Annotated in this window: 11 protein-coding genes; 8 read left to right on the top strand and 3 right to left on the bottom strand. The window is 61.5% G+C overall.

Translation table 11 applies throughout. The annotated features are described in order from the left end of the window. The first annotated feature begins 40 nt into the window (after nt 1-40). The 8 genes from menF to LJA86_RS11330 all read left to right on the top strand — a co-directional run bounded on the left by menF (nt 41) and on the right by LJA86_RS11330 (nt 9,002). Nucleotides 41-1,336: an isochorismate synthase MenF gene (menF, locus tag LJA86_RS11365; RefSeq protein ID WP_126534676.1), complete on the top strand. Its 1,296-nt coding sequence runs from the start codon at nt 41-43 to the stop codon at nt 1,334-1,336. An 88-nt stretch (nt 1,337-1,424) separates the two neighbouring features. Continuing rightward, nucleotides 1,425-3,095 carry a 2-succinyl-5-enolpyruvyl-6-hydroxy-3-cyclohexene-1-carboxylic-acid synthase gene (gene menD, locus LJA86_RS11360; protein ID WP_126534675.1) on the top strand — a complete coding sequence of 557 codons (1,671 nt, stop codon included), beginning with the start codon at nt 1,425-1,427 and terminating at the stop codon, nt 3,093-3,095. Then, nucleotides 3,092-3,868, top strand: a complete 777-nt coding sequence (gene menH, locus LJA86_RS11355; protein WP_126534674.1) for a 2-succinyl-6-hydroxy-2,4-cyclohexadiene-1-carboxylate synthase — start codon at nt 3,092-3,094, stop codon at nt 3,866-3,868. The genes menD and menH overlap by 4 nt, the downstream gene beginning before the upstream one ends. Further along, nucleotides 3,865-4,722 (top strand): 1,4-dihydroxy-2-naphthoyl-CoA synthase, encoded by an 858-nt coding sequence (gene menB, locus LJA86_RS11350; RefSeq protein WP_008500223.1) that lies wholly within the window; start codon nt 3,865-3,867, stop codon nt 4,720-4,722. The genes menH and menB overlap by 4 nt, the downstream gene beginning before the upstream one ends. After that, on the top strand, nt 4,722-5,687 hold the full coding sequence (menC, locus tag LJA86_RS11345) for an o-succinylbenzoate synthase (protein WP_229226166.1): 966 nt from the start codon (nt 4,722-4,724) through the stop codon (nt 5,685-5,687). The genes menB and menC overlap by 1 nt, the downstream gene beginning before the upstream one ends. Further along, on the top strand, nt 5,684-7,045 hold the full coding sequence (menE, locus tag LJA86_RS11340) for an o-succinylbenzoate--CoA ligase (RefSeq protein WP_229226165.1): 1,362 nt from the start codon (nt 5,684-5,686) through the stop codon (nt 7,043-7,045). The genes menC and menE overlap by 4 nt, the downstream gene beginning before the upstream one ends. Nucleotides 7,046-7,169: 124 nt before the next feature. Next, the gene (locus LJA86_RS11335; protein ID WP_023616384.1) at nt 7,170-7,709 is read left to right on the top strand and encodes a YfaZ family outer membrane protein; all 540 of its coding nucleotides are present in this window, start codon (nt 7,170-7,172) and stop codon (nt 7,707-7,709) included. Between the two features lie 93 nt (nt 7,710-7,802). Beyond that, nucleotides 7,803-9,002, top strand: a complete 1,200-nt coding sequence (locus tag LJA86_RS11330; RefSeq protein ID WP_045908716.1) for a nicotinamide mononucleotide deamidase-related protein YfaY — start codon at nt 7,803-7,805, stop codon at nt 9,000-9,002. 33 nt (nt 9,003-9,035) lie between these two features. On the opposite strand, the gene glpC is transcribed toward LJA86_RS11330, so the two are convergent. Genes glpC through glpA form a run of 3 tightly spaced genes read right to left on the bottom strand, consistent with a single transcriptional unit; the run spans nt 9,036 to nt 13,058 of the window. Further along, nucleotides 9,036-10,226 carry an anaerobic glycerol-3-phosphate dehydrogenase subunit GlpC gene (glpC, locus tag LJA86_RS11325; protein ID WP_229226164.1) on the bottom strand — a complete coding sequence of 397 codons (1,191 nt, stop codon included), beginning with the start codon at nt 10,224-10,226 and terminating at the stop codon, nt 9,036-9,038. Further along, entirely contained in the window at nt 10,223-11,440 is a 1,218-nt protein-coding gene (gene glpB, locus LJA86_RS11320; RefSeq protein ID WP_229226163.1) for a glycerol-3-phosphate dehydrogenase subunit GlpB, read from the bottom strand. The genes glpC and glpB overlap by 4 nt, the downstream gene beginning before the upstream one ends. Next, nucleotides 11,430-13,058, bottom strand: a complete 1,629-nt coding sequence (gene glpA, locus LJA86_RS11315) for an anaerobic glycerol-3-phosphate dehydrogenase subunit A (protein ID WP_229226162.1) — start codon at nt 13,056-13,058, stop codon at nt 11,430-11,432. The genes glpB and glpA overlap by 11 nt, the downstream gene beginning before the upstream one ends. Nucleotides 13,059-13,208: the final 150 nt, after the last annotated feature.

The following is a 13,208-nucleotide window of genomic DNA, read 5'->3' as shown; positions in this document are numbered from 1 at the left end:
TACCCCGTATAATACGAGGTTTTAACAGGGAGAGGTTCGCGTGAATTCGATTTTCCTCGCGCTGGAGCAATTGCGTACCCAGCTTTCGCAAGCGTTACCCGCAACACCCGGCATATGTCATTTCGACGTCTCTTTCCCGTTAAACGACGCTTTCGACCCTCTCGCCTGGCTTGGGGCGCAGCAGTGCTATCCGCAGTTTTACTGGCAGCAGCGTAACGGCGATGAAGAACTGGCTGCGCTGGGGGCGGTGATCCCCTTTTCCTCTCTGGCGTTAGCCACGCAGTTTTTGCGCGAGCAAAACGCGGCAGGTGATACCCGTATCTGTGGCCTGAACGCCTTTACTCCGGAGCAGGGCAGCCTCTTTTTACCGCGGCTGCTCTGGCGACGTACCGCCGGCACCGCTACGCTGCGTCTGCAGCTGTGGAGTGATTATTCACTTCAGGAAGATGCCCTCGCCGCGCGGGATTTTTTACAGCAACTCCGTCCTGCGAGATCTATCCGTCCGCTATCCGTTCAGGTTGAGCACGAAACCCATCAGCCGCAGCAGGCCGAATGGCTGACGCTTATCCGCAGAGCGACAGAGACCATCGCGCGCGGTGATTTCGAAAAGGTGGTTCTCGCCCGGGCAACCGATATCCGGTTTACACAGCGCGTTAACCCTGTCGCGCTGATGGCGGCCAGCCGCGCCCTGAATTTACATTGCTACCATTTCTGCATGGTATTCGACGCCAGCAACGCGTTTCTTGGCTCGACCCCCGAGCGTCTCTGGCGGCGGCGCGGCACGCTGCTGCGCACCGAAGCGCTGGCGGGCACCGTCGCCAGCCATGCCGATGATGGCGAGGCGCAGCGTCTCGGCGAGTGGCTGCTGAACGACGATAAAAACCAGCGCGAAAATATGCTGGTCGTGGAAGATATTTGCCAGCGTCTTCAGCACTACACGCAGACGCTTGAGGTACTGCCCCCCCAGGTGGTGCGCCTGCGTAAAGTGCAGCATTTGCGCCGCTGTATCTGGACCGAACTCAAACAGGCCGACGACGAGCAGTGCCTGCATATGCTACAGCCGACGGCGGCCGTTGCCGGTTTGCCGCGACAGCCTGCGCGCGAATTTATTCAGAAGGTTGAGCCCTTTAACCGCGAGTGGTACGCCGGTTCTGCCGGGTATTTATCGCCTGACCAGAGTGAATTTTGCGTGGCGTTGCGCTCCGCCCGCGTCCAGGATGACTCCCTGCGGCTCTACGCCGGGGCGGGCATTGTCAGCGGGTCTGACCCGGAACAGGAGTGGCAGGAGATCGAAAACAAAGCGGCCGGATTGCGCTCTCTGCTCCTTAGGGATTAATACTGATTCGCGCAATCCCGATTCATATCAAAATTCCAATTTTTTCTATTATTTATACTGTGTCGCATTCTTGATACCGGACAATCTCATGTCAGTAAGTTCTTTTAACCGACGCTGGGCGGCGGTGATCCTTGAAGCCCTGACGCGCCACGGCGTCAGGCACGTGTGTATTGCACCGGGTTCTCGCTCAACGCCGCTGACGCTGGCGGCCGCCGAAAACCGGGCGTTGATTCACCACACCCACTTTGATGAGCGTGGCCTCGGGCATCTCGCGCTGGGTCTGGCAAAGGTCAGCAAAGAACCCGTGGCGGTGATTGTTACTTCCGGTACTGCCGTGGCGAACCTCTATCCGGCTCTGATTGAAGCCGGGTTAACCGGTGAAAAGCTGATTCTGCTGACGGCCGATCGTCCCCCTGAGCTTATCGACTGCGGCGCCAATCAGGCCATCCGTCAGCCGGGACTCTTTTCTTCGCATCCTTCGCAGACGATTTCGCTGCCCCGTCCCACCCAGGATATTCCGGCAAGCTGGCTGGTCTCCACCGTCGATCATGCCATGGAGACGCTGCGCAGCGGGGCGCTGCATATTAACTGCCCGTTTGCCGAGCCGCTGTACGGCGAGCTGGACGATACGGGTCTTGACTGGCAGCAGACCCTCGGCGACTGGTGGCAGAGTGAGAAACCGTGGCTGCGCGAGCAGACGCACCTTGAGAGCGCGAAACAGCGCGACTGGTTCTTCTGGCGGCAGAAGCGCGGCGTGGTTATCGCCGGGCGCATGAGCGCCGCCGAAGGCAAGCTGGTCGCCGAGTGGGCGCAAACCCTGGGTTGGCCGCTGATAGGCGACGTGCTTTCCCAGACCGGGCAGCCGCTGCCGTGCGCGGATCTCTGGCTGGGTAATGCCAAAGCGGTCACCGAGCTGTCGCAGGCGCAGATTGTGGTCCAGCTTGGATCGAGTTTAACCGGCAAACGGTTACTGCAGTGGCAGGCCACCTGCACACCGGACGAATACTGGCTGGTGGACGCGCTGGAAGGGCGTCTTGACCCGGCGCACCATCGCGGTCGTCGTCTGGTCAGCCATATCGACGCCTGGCTGGCGCTCCATCCGGCTGAAAAACGCAAACCCTGGGCGGTTACCCTCCCGGACCTGTCGCGCCAGGCGTGGGAACTGACCCATGCGCGCTGTGAAGCGTTCAGCGAGGCCGGGCTGGCGCACCGTATTCGCCAGTACCTGCCCGAGCAGGGGCAGCTGTTTGTCGGCAACAGCCTGGTCGTGCGGCTGATAGACGCCTTTTCGCAGCTGCCAGCAGGCTACCCCGTGTACAGCAACCGTGGCGCCAGCGGCATCGACGGGCTGATCTCCACGGCGGCAGGCGTGCAGCGCGCCAGCGCGAAATCGACGCTGGCCATCGTGGGGGATCTCTCCGCGCTCTACGATCTCAACGCGCTGGCGCTGCTGCGTCAGGTGTCAGCCCCGTTCGTGCTGATTGTGGTCAACAACAACGGCGGGCAGATTTTCTCCCTGCTGCCTACGCCGCAGAGCGAGCGCGAGCGCTTCTATCTGATGCCGCAGAACGTGCAGTTCGAACACGCCGCAGCGATGTTCAGCCTGAAATATCATCGCCCGGAAAGCTGGGAACAGCTGGGTGCCGCGCTCGGTACAGCCTGGAAACAGCCCGGCGCGACGCTGATTGAGCTGGTGGTGAACGAGGCTGACGGTGCGCAGACCCTGCAAAGCCTGCTGGCGCAGGTGAGCCAGCTGTGATCCTCTCGGGCGTGCAGCAGGCCGGAAAACCAGGCTATCCCTGGCTGGTCTTTTTGCACGGTTTTTCCGGCGATTGCCGCGAGTGGCAGGGTGTTGGGGAGCGACTTCGTGACTATCCCCGGCTGTATCTGGATCTGCCGGGTCACGGTGGATCCCGGCACCTGGGCGTCGAGGGCTTCGACGAGATGAGCGCGTTGCTCACCCGAACTCTGATTAGTTACAACATACTGAAATTCTGGCTCGTCGGGTACTCCCTCGGCGGCCGCATTGCGATGTTCCATGCCTGCCAGCAGCCAAAGGGGCTGTTGGGCCTGACGGTAGAAGGGGGACATCCGGGCCTGCAGGATGCTGATGCGCGACAGGCGCGGCTGGCATCCGACCGCCGCTGGGCAGCACGTTTTCGCAGCGAACCGCTGGATAAGGTGTTCGCTGACTGGTACCAACAGCCCGTGTTTGCCTCCCTGACGGACGCCCAGCGCGACGCGCTGATTACCCTGCGCAGCCAGAACTGCGGCGCGGCGCTGGCGATGATGCTCGAGGCAACGTCGCTGGCCGTGCAGCCCGATCTGCGTGCTGCCTTGAGCGCGCGCCATTTCTCTTTTGATCATCTCTATGGCGAACATGATGAGAAGTTTGCGGCCCTTGCCGCGGAGCTGAATGCTGTTCGCCATGCAATTCCCAACGCCGGACACAACGCCCACCGGGAAAACCCCGATGCGGTTGCGGCAAGTCTGGCTCAGATACTGCGTCTTCGAATAAAGGACACTCTATGATCTACCCTGATGAACACATGCTTTACGCCCCGGTTGAATGGCAGGACTGCTCCGAAGGCTACACCGACATTCGTTACCACAAATCCACCGACGGCATTGCCAAAATCACCATCAACCGCCCGCAGGTGCGTAACGCCTTCCGTCCGCTGACCGTGAAAGAGATGATTCAGGCCCTGGCGGATGCGCGCTACGACGACAACATCGGCGTGATTGTCCTGACCGGCGAAGGCGAGAAAGCGTTCTGCTCCGGTGGCGATCAGAAAGTGCGCGGTGACTACGGCGGATACCAGGACGACGCGGGTACGCATCACCTGAACGTCCTCGATTTCCAGCGTCAGATCCGCACCTGTCCAAAACCGGTGGTGGCGATGGTGGCGGGCTACTCCATCGGCGGCGGCCACGTGCTGCACATGATGTGTGACCTGACCATTGCCGCCGAGAACGCCATCTTCGGCCAGACGGGCCCGAAAGTGGGATCTTTCGATGGCGGCTGGGGGGCCTCATACATGGCGCGCATCGTCGGTCAGAAAAAAGCCCGCGAAATCTGGTTCCTGTGCCGTCAGTACAACGCGCAGGAAGCGCTGGATATGGGCCTGGTGAACACCGTGGTGCCGCTTGCCGATCTCGAAAAAGAGACCGTGCGCTGGTGCCGTGAAATGCTGCAAAACAGCCCGATGGCGCTGCGCTGCCTGAAGGCCGCGCTCAACGCCGACTGCGACGGTCAGGCGGGTCTGCAGGAGCTGGCGGGCAATGCCACCATGCTGTTCTACATGACCGAAGAGGGTCAGGAAGGGCGCAACGCGTTTAACGAAAAACGCCAGCCGGACTTCAGCAAATACAAACGGAACCCGTAATGCGTCGCGCGCAGGTTTACCGCTGGCAGATACCGATGGACGCGGGCGTGGTGCTGCGTGAACGGCGGTTAAAAACCCGTGACGGCTTCTTCGTGCATCTGCAGCAGGGCGAGCGGGAAGGCTGGGGCGAGATTTCGCCTCTGCCGGGGTTTAGCCTCGAGTCGCTGGATGACGCGCGGGCGGCCTTGCTGGCGTGGGCGGACGCGTGGCGCGAGGGTGCAAATCCGGCGCTGCCGGAGGTGCCTTCCGCGGCCTTTGGTATCAGCTGCGCGCTGGCCGAGCTGGACGGCAGCCTGCCGGAGGCGGGGAATTACCGCGCAGCACCGCTCTGCACGGGCGATCCGGACGAGCTGTTCGCGCTGCTCTCCGCCATGCCGGGCGAGAAAGTCGCGAAAATCAAAGTCGGGCTGTATGAAGCGGTGCGCGACGGCATGGTCGCCAACCTGCTGCTGGAGGCGATCCCCGATCTGCATCTGCGTCTGGACGCCAACCGCGCCTGGACGCCGCTTAAGGCGCAGCAGTTTGCGAAGTACGTCAACCCGGCCTACCGGAGCCGTATTGCCTTCCTGGAAGAGCCGTGCAAAACCCGCGAGGATTCGCGCGCGTTTGCCCGCGAAACGGGGATTGCCATCGCCTGGGATGAAAGCCTGCGCGAGGCCGATTTTGAATTCGCTGCCGAGCCCGGCGTCAGCGCGGTGGTGATTAAACCGACGCTGACCGGTAGCCTGGCGAAAGTGCGCGAGCAGGTCGCGGCGGCGCATGCCTTAGGGCTGACGGCGGTGATCAGCTCGTCGATTGAGTCCAGCCTTGGGCTAACCCAGCTGGCGCGCATGGCCGCCTGGCTAACGCCGGATACGGTTCCTGGCCTCGACACGCTGAACCTGATGCAGGCTCAGCTTCTCCGCCCGTGGCCGGACAGCGCGCTGCCGTGCCTCGACGTCGCGGCGCTGGAGCCGTTGCGATGAGTTTTACCGACTGGCCGTGGCGACACTGGTGCGCGCTGTTTGCCGATAAACCGGCCCTGAGGCTGAACGACGAGGTGCTCAGCTGGCAACAGCTGTGCGCGCGCATCGACAGCCTTGCGGCAGGCTTTCACCGGCAGGGCGTGGAGGAGGGCTGCGGCGTGCTGCTGCAGGCCCATAATCATCCGCAAACCCTGCTGGCGTGGCTGGCGCTGCTCCAGTGCGGAGCGCGTATTCTTCCCGTTAATCCGCAGCTACCGCGCCCGCTGCTGGACGTGCTGCTCCCGCAGATGACGCTGCGCTTTGCGCTGGTGCTGGACGGCAGCTACGACGGCCTTCCTGCCCTGCGCATGCACGAGACAGCCGATGCGTATTGCGCTGCGTGGCAACCGGCGCGGCTGGCCTCCATGACGCTGACCTCCGGCTCCACCGGACTGCCGAAAGCGGCGGTCCATACCTGCGAGGCCCACCTTGCCAGCGCGCGCGGCGTTTTGGCGCTGATGCCCTACGGTGAAGACGACGACTGGCTGCTTTCGCTGCCGCTGTTTCACGTTTCCGGCCAGGGGATCTTATGGCGCTGGCTGCAGGCCGGCGCGCGGTTAACCGTACGCGAGAAACAGCCTCTGGAGCAGGCGCTGTGCGGCTGCACCCACGCCTCGCTGGTGCCAACCCAGCTCTGGCGTCTGCTGAATGCCCACCAGCCTGTCGCACTGAAAGCGGTGCTGCTGGGCGGGGCGGCCATCCCTGTTGAATTGACCGAACAGGCGCGAGAGCAGCATATACGCACCTTCTGCGGCTACGGTCTGACCGAGTTTGCCTCTACCGTCTGTGCGAAAGAGGCGGACGGCGAGCCGGACGTGGGCTGTGCGCTGCCGGGCAGAGAGGTGCAGGTCGTTAACGGTGAAGTCTGGATCAGGGCGCAAAGCATGGCCTCAGGCTACTGGCGGGATGGCGAACTGATTCCGCTGACCAACGCGCAGGGATGGTTCGCCACACGCGATCGCGGCGAATGGCATGACGGCCGTCTGACGATCCTTGGCCGCATGGACAACCTCTTTTTTAGCGGCGGAGAAGGGATCCAGCCGGAATCGCTGGAGCGGGTTATCGCCACGCACCCGCAGGTTAACCAGGTGTTTATCGTTCCGCTGGACGACGCTGAATTCGGGCAACGCCCGGTGGCGGTCGTGGAGTGCGAGCCGGGAACGGATATCACCTGCTTACCCGACTGGGTGAGGGACAAGGTGGCGCGTTTTGAGCAACCTGTCCGCTGGTTGCTGCTGCCGACCGAACTCAAAAATGGCGGCATTAAAGTTTCGCGCCGCGCGCTGCAGGAGTGGGTTAACGCAACGCTGAAGGGATAATAGCCGTTTCAAATAGTTACAATCTACTGACCTGCCGCACGCAGAGTGCTTGATCCCCGGAAGACCCAGGTTAAAATCTCGCGGTTTTGGGACTTCTCTATAAAAATTGTGCGGGATCACGACAATGAAAAAAGTGGCATTACTGGGCTTCGGCCTGATGGTTGTATCTGCGGCGGCGAACGCCATTAGCATTAACGGCTCGGCGGGTCAGGATTATACCCACCTGGGCTTTGGCATGGGTACCGAGACATCCGGTCTGGCGATGACCGGCGGCTGGACGCATAACGATGACGACGGCGACGCGGCCAGCCTCGGCCTGGGTCTCAACGTTCCTCTTGGCCCGTTCCTGGCGACCGTCGGCGGTAAAGGTATCTATACCAACCCAAATGATGGTGATGAAGGGTATGCGGCGGCAGTGGGCGGCGGTCTGCAGTGGAAAATTGGCGACAGCTTCGGGCTGTTTGGTGAGTACTACTACTCTCCGGATTCCCTCTCAAGCGGTATCGACAGCTATGAAGAGGCCAACGCTGGCGCACGCTGGACCATCATGCGTCCAATCACAATCGAAGCAGGCTATCGCTATCTGAACCTGGCCGGCAAAGACGGTAACCGCGATAACGCGCTGGCCGACGGCCCGTACGTGGGCGTCAGCGCAGGCTTCTAATCTCTCCGGCGCGGCATGCTGTCGCGCCAGTTTCTCTCTGCTCCACCCCGCATTTGCGCTATAGTGTTTTGACCAAATAAGCGGGAGAACACAATGATTAACGTGGAGATGTTATCCACCGGCGACGAAGTGCTGCATGGACAAATTATTGATACCAATGCTGCCTGGCTGGCCGATCTTTTCTTTGAGCAAGGATTACCGTTAACGCGCCGCAATACGGTGGGCGACAATCTTGAGTCACTGGTCGCAGTTCTGCGCGAGCGCAGTGAACAGTGCGACGTGCTGATTGTGAACGGCGGGCTCGGTCCCACCAGTGACGATCTCAGTGCCCTGGCCGCCGCGACCGCAAAAGGCGAAGGGCTGGTGCTGCATGAGGCGTGGCTCTCGCAGATGGCGCGTTTTTTCTCCGAACGTGGCCGCGTCATGGCCCCCAGCAACCGCAAACAGGCTGAAATTCCCGCCAGTGCTGAACTGGTCGATAACCCGGTCGGTACCGCGTGTGGGTTTGCCATGCAGCTGAACCGCTGTCTGATGTTCTTCACGCCGGGCGTGCCCTCAGAATTTAAAGTGATGGTCGAGCAGCAGATCCTGCCGCGCCTTCGCGATCGTTTTACCCTGCCGGAACCGCCGCTGTGCCTGCGTCTGACCACCTTTGGCCGCTCGGAAAGCGATCTGGCCCAGAGCCTCGATCACCTTCCGCTGCCGCCGGGCGTGTCCATGGGCTATCGCTCCTCCATGCCGATCATTGAACTTAAGCTGACAGGCCCGGCCGAACAGAAAGAGGCGATGCTGGCGTTGTGGCCCGAGGTGCAGCGCGTGGCGGGCGAAAGCCTGATCTTTGAAGGTACGGAAGGGTTGCCCGCGCAGATTGCGAAGCAGCTGCAGGCGCGTCAACTGAGCGTGACCTTAAGCGAGCAGTTCACCGGTGGCCTGCTGGCACTTCAGCTGTCGCGCGTCAACGCGCCGCTGCTGGCGAGCGAAGTGGTGCCGTTCCAGCAGGAGACCCTGGCGCAGACCGCCCGCTGGGCGTCCGAGAGAAGGGTGAAGCATTTTGCCGGTCTGGCGCTGTTTGTCGGCGGGCTGGATGAAGAACATCTCAACTTCGCGCTGGCGACGCCCGAGGGCACCCACGCCCTGCGGGTAAAAATGAGCATTACCCGCCACAGTCTGGCGGTGCGTCAGGAGGTGTGCGCTATGATGGCGCTGAACATGCTGCGCCGCTGGCTGAATGGCAAAGAGGTGGCCAGCGAGCACGGCTGGATTAACGTGGTTGAGTCGCTGTTCGTGGAGTAACGCCTGTGCCGGGGCCTTTCGCCCCGGCCATGTTCACCCGAGCGCCTTTGCCAGCAGCGTAATCGGATGCTCGCAGCGCTTGCTGGTGGACATCTCAATCTGCCACTTGCAGGTTTCGCAGTCCGTCACCACGATATCCGCGCCGCTCTCCTCAATCTGACGGAACAGCGGAGCGCCGATCGCCTGCGACGTTTCGTAGTTTTCACGCTTAAAGCCGTAGGTTCCCGCAATCCCGCAGCAGCGCGAGTCCAGCACCGTCAGCTCCAGCCCTGGGATTAAGCGCAGCAGCTCCAGCGTATAGAGCGACCAGCCCATCTTCTCCATATGACACGGCGTGTGATACACCACTTTCAGCGGCAATTTCCCCAGCGGCAACCTCTGCCCGCTGTCCAGCTTGCGCCACAGGAAGCGTGTTGCCAGCTCGATGTGCTCTCGCAGGCCGGTGTTGTCCACGTCCAGCAGATGCGGATACTCATCGCGCAGGGTGAAGGTACAGGTGGACGAGGTCGCCAGCACCGGTATGCCTTTGTCGACGATGGCTTCGCGCAGGGAGGTGACATTGCTTTGAGCCTGCCTGCGCGCTTTATCGGTAAACCCGTTAGCAATCAGCGGCACGCCGCAGCACTTCTCCTTGCTAAGCAGCTGTACGCCGGTTCCCATGGCGTTCAGCACCTTCAGCAGATCTTTACCCAACTGCGGATGGTTGTAATTCACATAGCAGCCGTGGAAAAAGGCCACCTGCTCGGCGTACTGCGCCTGCTCCGCCGCCAAGGATTTATACCAGCGGCGGAAGGTGCCGTGGGAATATTTCGGCAGGCTGCGGTGATGGTCTATCTTCAGCGTGGCATCCAGCAGCTGGCGCACCGGTTTGAGAGAGGTCGCGGCATTCACCAGCGGGGCAAACGGCGTAGAGACGCTGCCCATCAGATCGGTGTGGCTCAGAATCGCGTCCCGCAGCGACGGCTTTTGCGTACTGTAGCGCGCCCTAGCGCGCTGGATGATATCGCCGATTTTCACATCCGACGGGCAGGCGACTTCGCAGCGTTTGCAGTTGATGCAGTATTTCAGCGCCTCATCGTACAGCTTGCCGTCCTTCAGGCGCAGACGCTCGCCGTCCGGCCCGGCCTGTTTAGGGCCGGGATAGCGTGGGTTCACGCCGCTGACCGGGCAGACGGTGGTACACACCGTGCATTTGATGCAGCTTTCAAAACGGGTGTCGTTCATTGTTCAGCCTCCGTGCGCTGGCTAATCTGCTCTGCCACATACAGCGCCGTGATGGCGCAGACGCCGCCACCGCATCCCTGGGCGATGGGATCGTATCCGCCCAGCAGCGAACCGATGGCAAAAAGAGTACTGACGGGCTTACCGGAAAGCTGCGGATGCAGGTGGTTATCGACAATCACGCCGAACTGCTGCCAGGGCTGCGGCGAGAAGAAATCACTCTGATACCAGTCCGCGCGAGAGGCTCGCTGGCGAACATCCAGCCCCATAATGGCTTCCCGAATGCCTTCCCGGCTGCTCAGCAGCCCGTTGCTGAAGAAACTGCCGCTTGCCAGCACCGTATAGCGGGCGCGAAGCGGAATATCCTCGTGGTTTCGCGTCCAGATTTCGCTTACCGCGCCGTCCACCAGGGTAATTTTCTTCACCTCATCCCCCGCCATCCACACGCCGCCCTGGGCAACAAACTGGCGCTGGAGCTGGGTGTGCAGGCGGATGCCGGGGACTGACGGGGGCAGCGTTGGCAGCAGGCCGAGCGAGCAGGGCAGACGATCCGAGAGCCAGCGCCAGAGCCGGTTGTCGCGTAAACCGAAGCAGGCGGGCATCAGCAGGGCGTCACAGTTGTCGCTAAGCGGCCTGAGGGCGTCATACAGCAGCGGCCATTTTTCTTCGTTATCCAGAAAACGGGCGATATTCACCGCGCGAAACTCGCTCGGGTTATCGCGCAGGACATCAAGCTCAGGTAGTTCTATCTCTGCCGTTTCGGCGTTAACGCCCTGGCGACAAAGCGACGCCGCCGCGAGATGGGGCTGGAAATCCAGAAAGCCGCTAATCCCTACCACCCGCACGCGTTCCGCGCGAATGGGGGCAACGGGCACCTCCTCCGGGCTGAGCCACGCGGAACGCAGGGTGCCGAGCGGCGTGACGCGCTGATGATTGAGCCGGGCGCTGCCCTGCAGACGTGCGCCGCAGTCCGCCAGCAGCGCTTCGGTCTCCAGCGCAAAGCGGTCAATATGCTGCGCGCCAATCAGGTGATACGGGTGCTCGGGTGGCAGCTTATCGCGGTACGTTTCGTCCACCAGATCCAGCGAGCCCGACGAGAAGTGCAGGGCGCTCTGCCCCCGGGTGATAATCGCGCAGCGCAGCCCCTGCTTCGTGAGCTTAATGCCGCAGAGCAGGCCCGCCAGCCCGCCGCCGACAATCACGGTATCAAATTTCATCGTGTTGCTCCTTCTCAAGACCGCAAAGCCCCTGGTAGACCCAGCGGGTAAATTCACTTTCACGCAGGGCATCGCCCCAGGCGACAGGCTGTATGCCTTTCCAGCGTTCGTTTAAAAACGCGCTGAGCTGATCGAGCGACTGGGTAGCGGTGGTGGTGTGAAAACGCTGCAACAGCCCGGCGGCGCGACAGGCGCACAACTCGCCCTGGCAGGTGCCCATTCCGACGCGAGTGCGTCGGCGAAGATCGAGCAGGCTGGTGACCGTCAGGTTCTCCACCGCGTACTGCACCTCACCGGCGGTGACGGCTTCGCACTCGCACACGAGGCTTCTACTCAGTCGTCCTTCACCGAGCCACGGTGGCGTTCTGTCGCCGTGGCGGTATACCGCGGACCCGCGCAGCGGCGCAGGCAAAGAGATGATTTTTTGCAGCGTTTTTTCGGTGGACTGCCGCGATCCTGGCAGCGGCTGTTCTGCCGTCACGCACGGCCTGGTATTCCCCAGCTTGCGGCAGACGGCATCGGTTGCCCACTCGGACATCAGGCGATAGGTCATCAGCTTGCCGCCGGTGATGGTGATAAACCCGTCCATGCCGTCGCGCGCGGCGTGATCGAGCAGCACAATGCCCCGGCTGACGTTACGTCCGCTCGGATCGTTGTCGCTGGCGACCAGCGGACGCACGCCCGCGTAGGCGCGCAGAATGCGCGTCTGCGCCATCACCGGCGCCAGTTTTTCCCCTTCGCGCAGCAGGATATCCACCTCTTCAGCGGTGACGCGGTTGTAGTCAATTTCGCTGTAGTCCACGTGGGTTGAGGTCGTCCCGATTAACGAAATGGTATCTCCTGGCACGAGGATATCGGCGTCAGACGGTTTGCGGCAGCGGTTGATCACGTGGTTATTAATGCGGTGGTCGAGGATCAGCAGCGAGCCTTTCGCCGGGAACATGCGCACCGACAGGTCAGCGTATTCCGCAATCCGTTGCCCCCAGATCCCCGCCGCGTTGACCACCACGGTGGCATACAGCTCGCTGTGTTCATTGTATTGCGCATTAAAAAGCCGTACGCCGCAGATGCGGTGGCCTTCGCGGATAAGGCCGGTCACTTCGTGCCCGGTGAGGATATGTGCGCCATGCTCCCGGGCGTCCAGCATGTTGGCGGCGGTCAGGCGGAACGGATCGACGGTGCCGTCAGGGACTTTCACCGCGCCGATAAGCGCCGGGTTAACTGACGGTTCCAGCCTACGCGCCAGCGCCGGATCCATGGCTTCAGCCTGAATGCCCGCGGCGCCGCAGGCGGTAATAAAGGTGTCCTGAAAGGCGAGGTCATCTTCAGGAAGGGTAATAAAGAGGCCGTCGGTCGGTTCAATGCAGTGTCGGGCGATACGCTTGAGGATCTGGTTTTCAGCAATACATTCGCGTGCGGATTCCGCGTCGGTGACCGCATACCGGGCGCCGCTGTGCAGCAGGCCGTGGTTACGCCCGGTTGCGCCCGTGGCGATATCATGGCGTTCCAGAAGCGTGACGCTTAAGCCGCGAAGGGCGCAATCGCGCGCGATCCCGGCGCCGGTTGCGCCACCACCAATGATTATCACATCACTATAACGAGGATCGTGACTGGTCATTGTTTACCCTCTATGTTCGTTTTTTATCATTTAGCCATATTAATTTTGTGGTTTGTTTGATTTCGAACATAAACGCGCGGAATTCGAAAGTGAAACGTGATTTCATGCGCTTTTTTGCGCATTCTGTCATATTTCTGTAACAATCTGTGC

The organism is Enterobacter sp. TCD1-1, assembly GCF_020567405.1.
Classification (GTDB): Bacteria; Pseudomonadota; Gammaproteobacteria; order Enterobacterales; family Enterobacteriaceae; genus Enterobacter; species Enterobacter quasiroggenkampii.
The sequence above is the reverse complement of the archived record's forward strand: the minus strand, read 5'-3'. Positions and strand labels throughout refer to the sequence as shown.

Bases quoted from the DNA above. Each gene is read 5' to 3' on its own strand.
- LJA86_RS11335 (WP_023616384.1), top strand. From the start codon at position 7,170: ATGAAAAAAGTGGCATTACTGGGCTTCGGCCTGATGGTTGTATCTGCG.
- glpC (WP_229226164.1), bottom strand. From the start codon at position 10,226: ATGAACGACACCCGTTTTGAAAGCTGCATCAAATGCACGGTGTGTACC.
- LJA86_RS11330 (WP_045908716.1), top strand. From the start codon at position 7,803: ATGATTAACGTGGAGATGTTATCCACCGGCGACGAAGTGCTGCATGGA.
- glpB (WP_229226163.1), bottom strand. From the start codon at position 11,440: ATGAAATTTGATACCGTGATTGTCGGCGGCGGGCTGGCGGGCCTGCTC.
- menD (WP_126534675.1), top strand. From the start codon at position 1,425: ATGTCAGTAAGTTCTTTTAACCGACGCTGGGCGGCGGTGATCCTTGAA.
- glpA (WP_229226162.1), bottom strand. From the start codon at position 13,058: ATGACCAGTCACGATCCTCGTTATAGTGATGTGATAATCATTGGTGGT.
- menC (WP_229226166.1), top strand. From the start codon at position 4,722: ATGCGTCGCGCGCAGGTTTACCGCTGGCAGATACCGATGGACGCGGGC.
- menE (WP_229226165.1), top strand. From the start codon at position 5,684: ATGAGTTTTACCGACTGGCCGTGGCGACACTGGTGCGCGCTGTTTGCC.
- menB (WP_008500223.1), top strand. From the start codon at position 3,865: ATGATCTACCCTGATGAACACATGCTTTACGCCCCGGTTGAATGGCAG.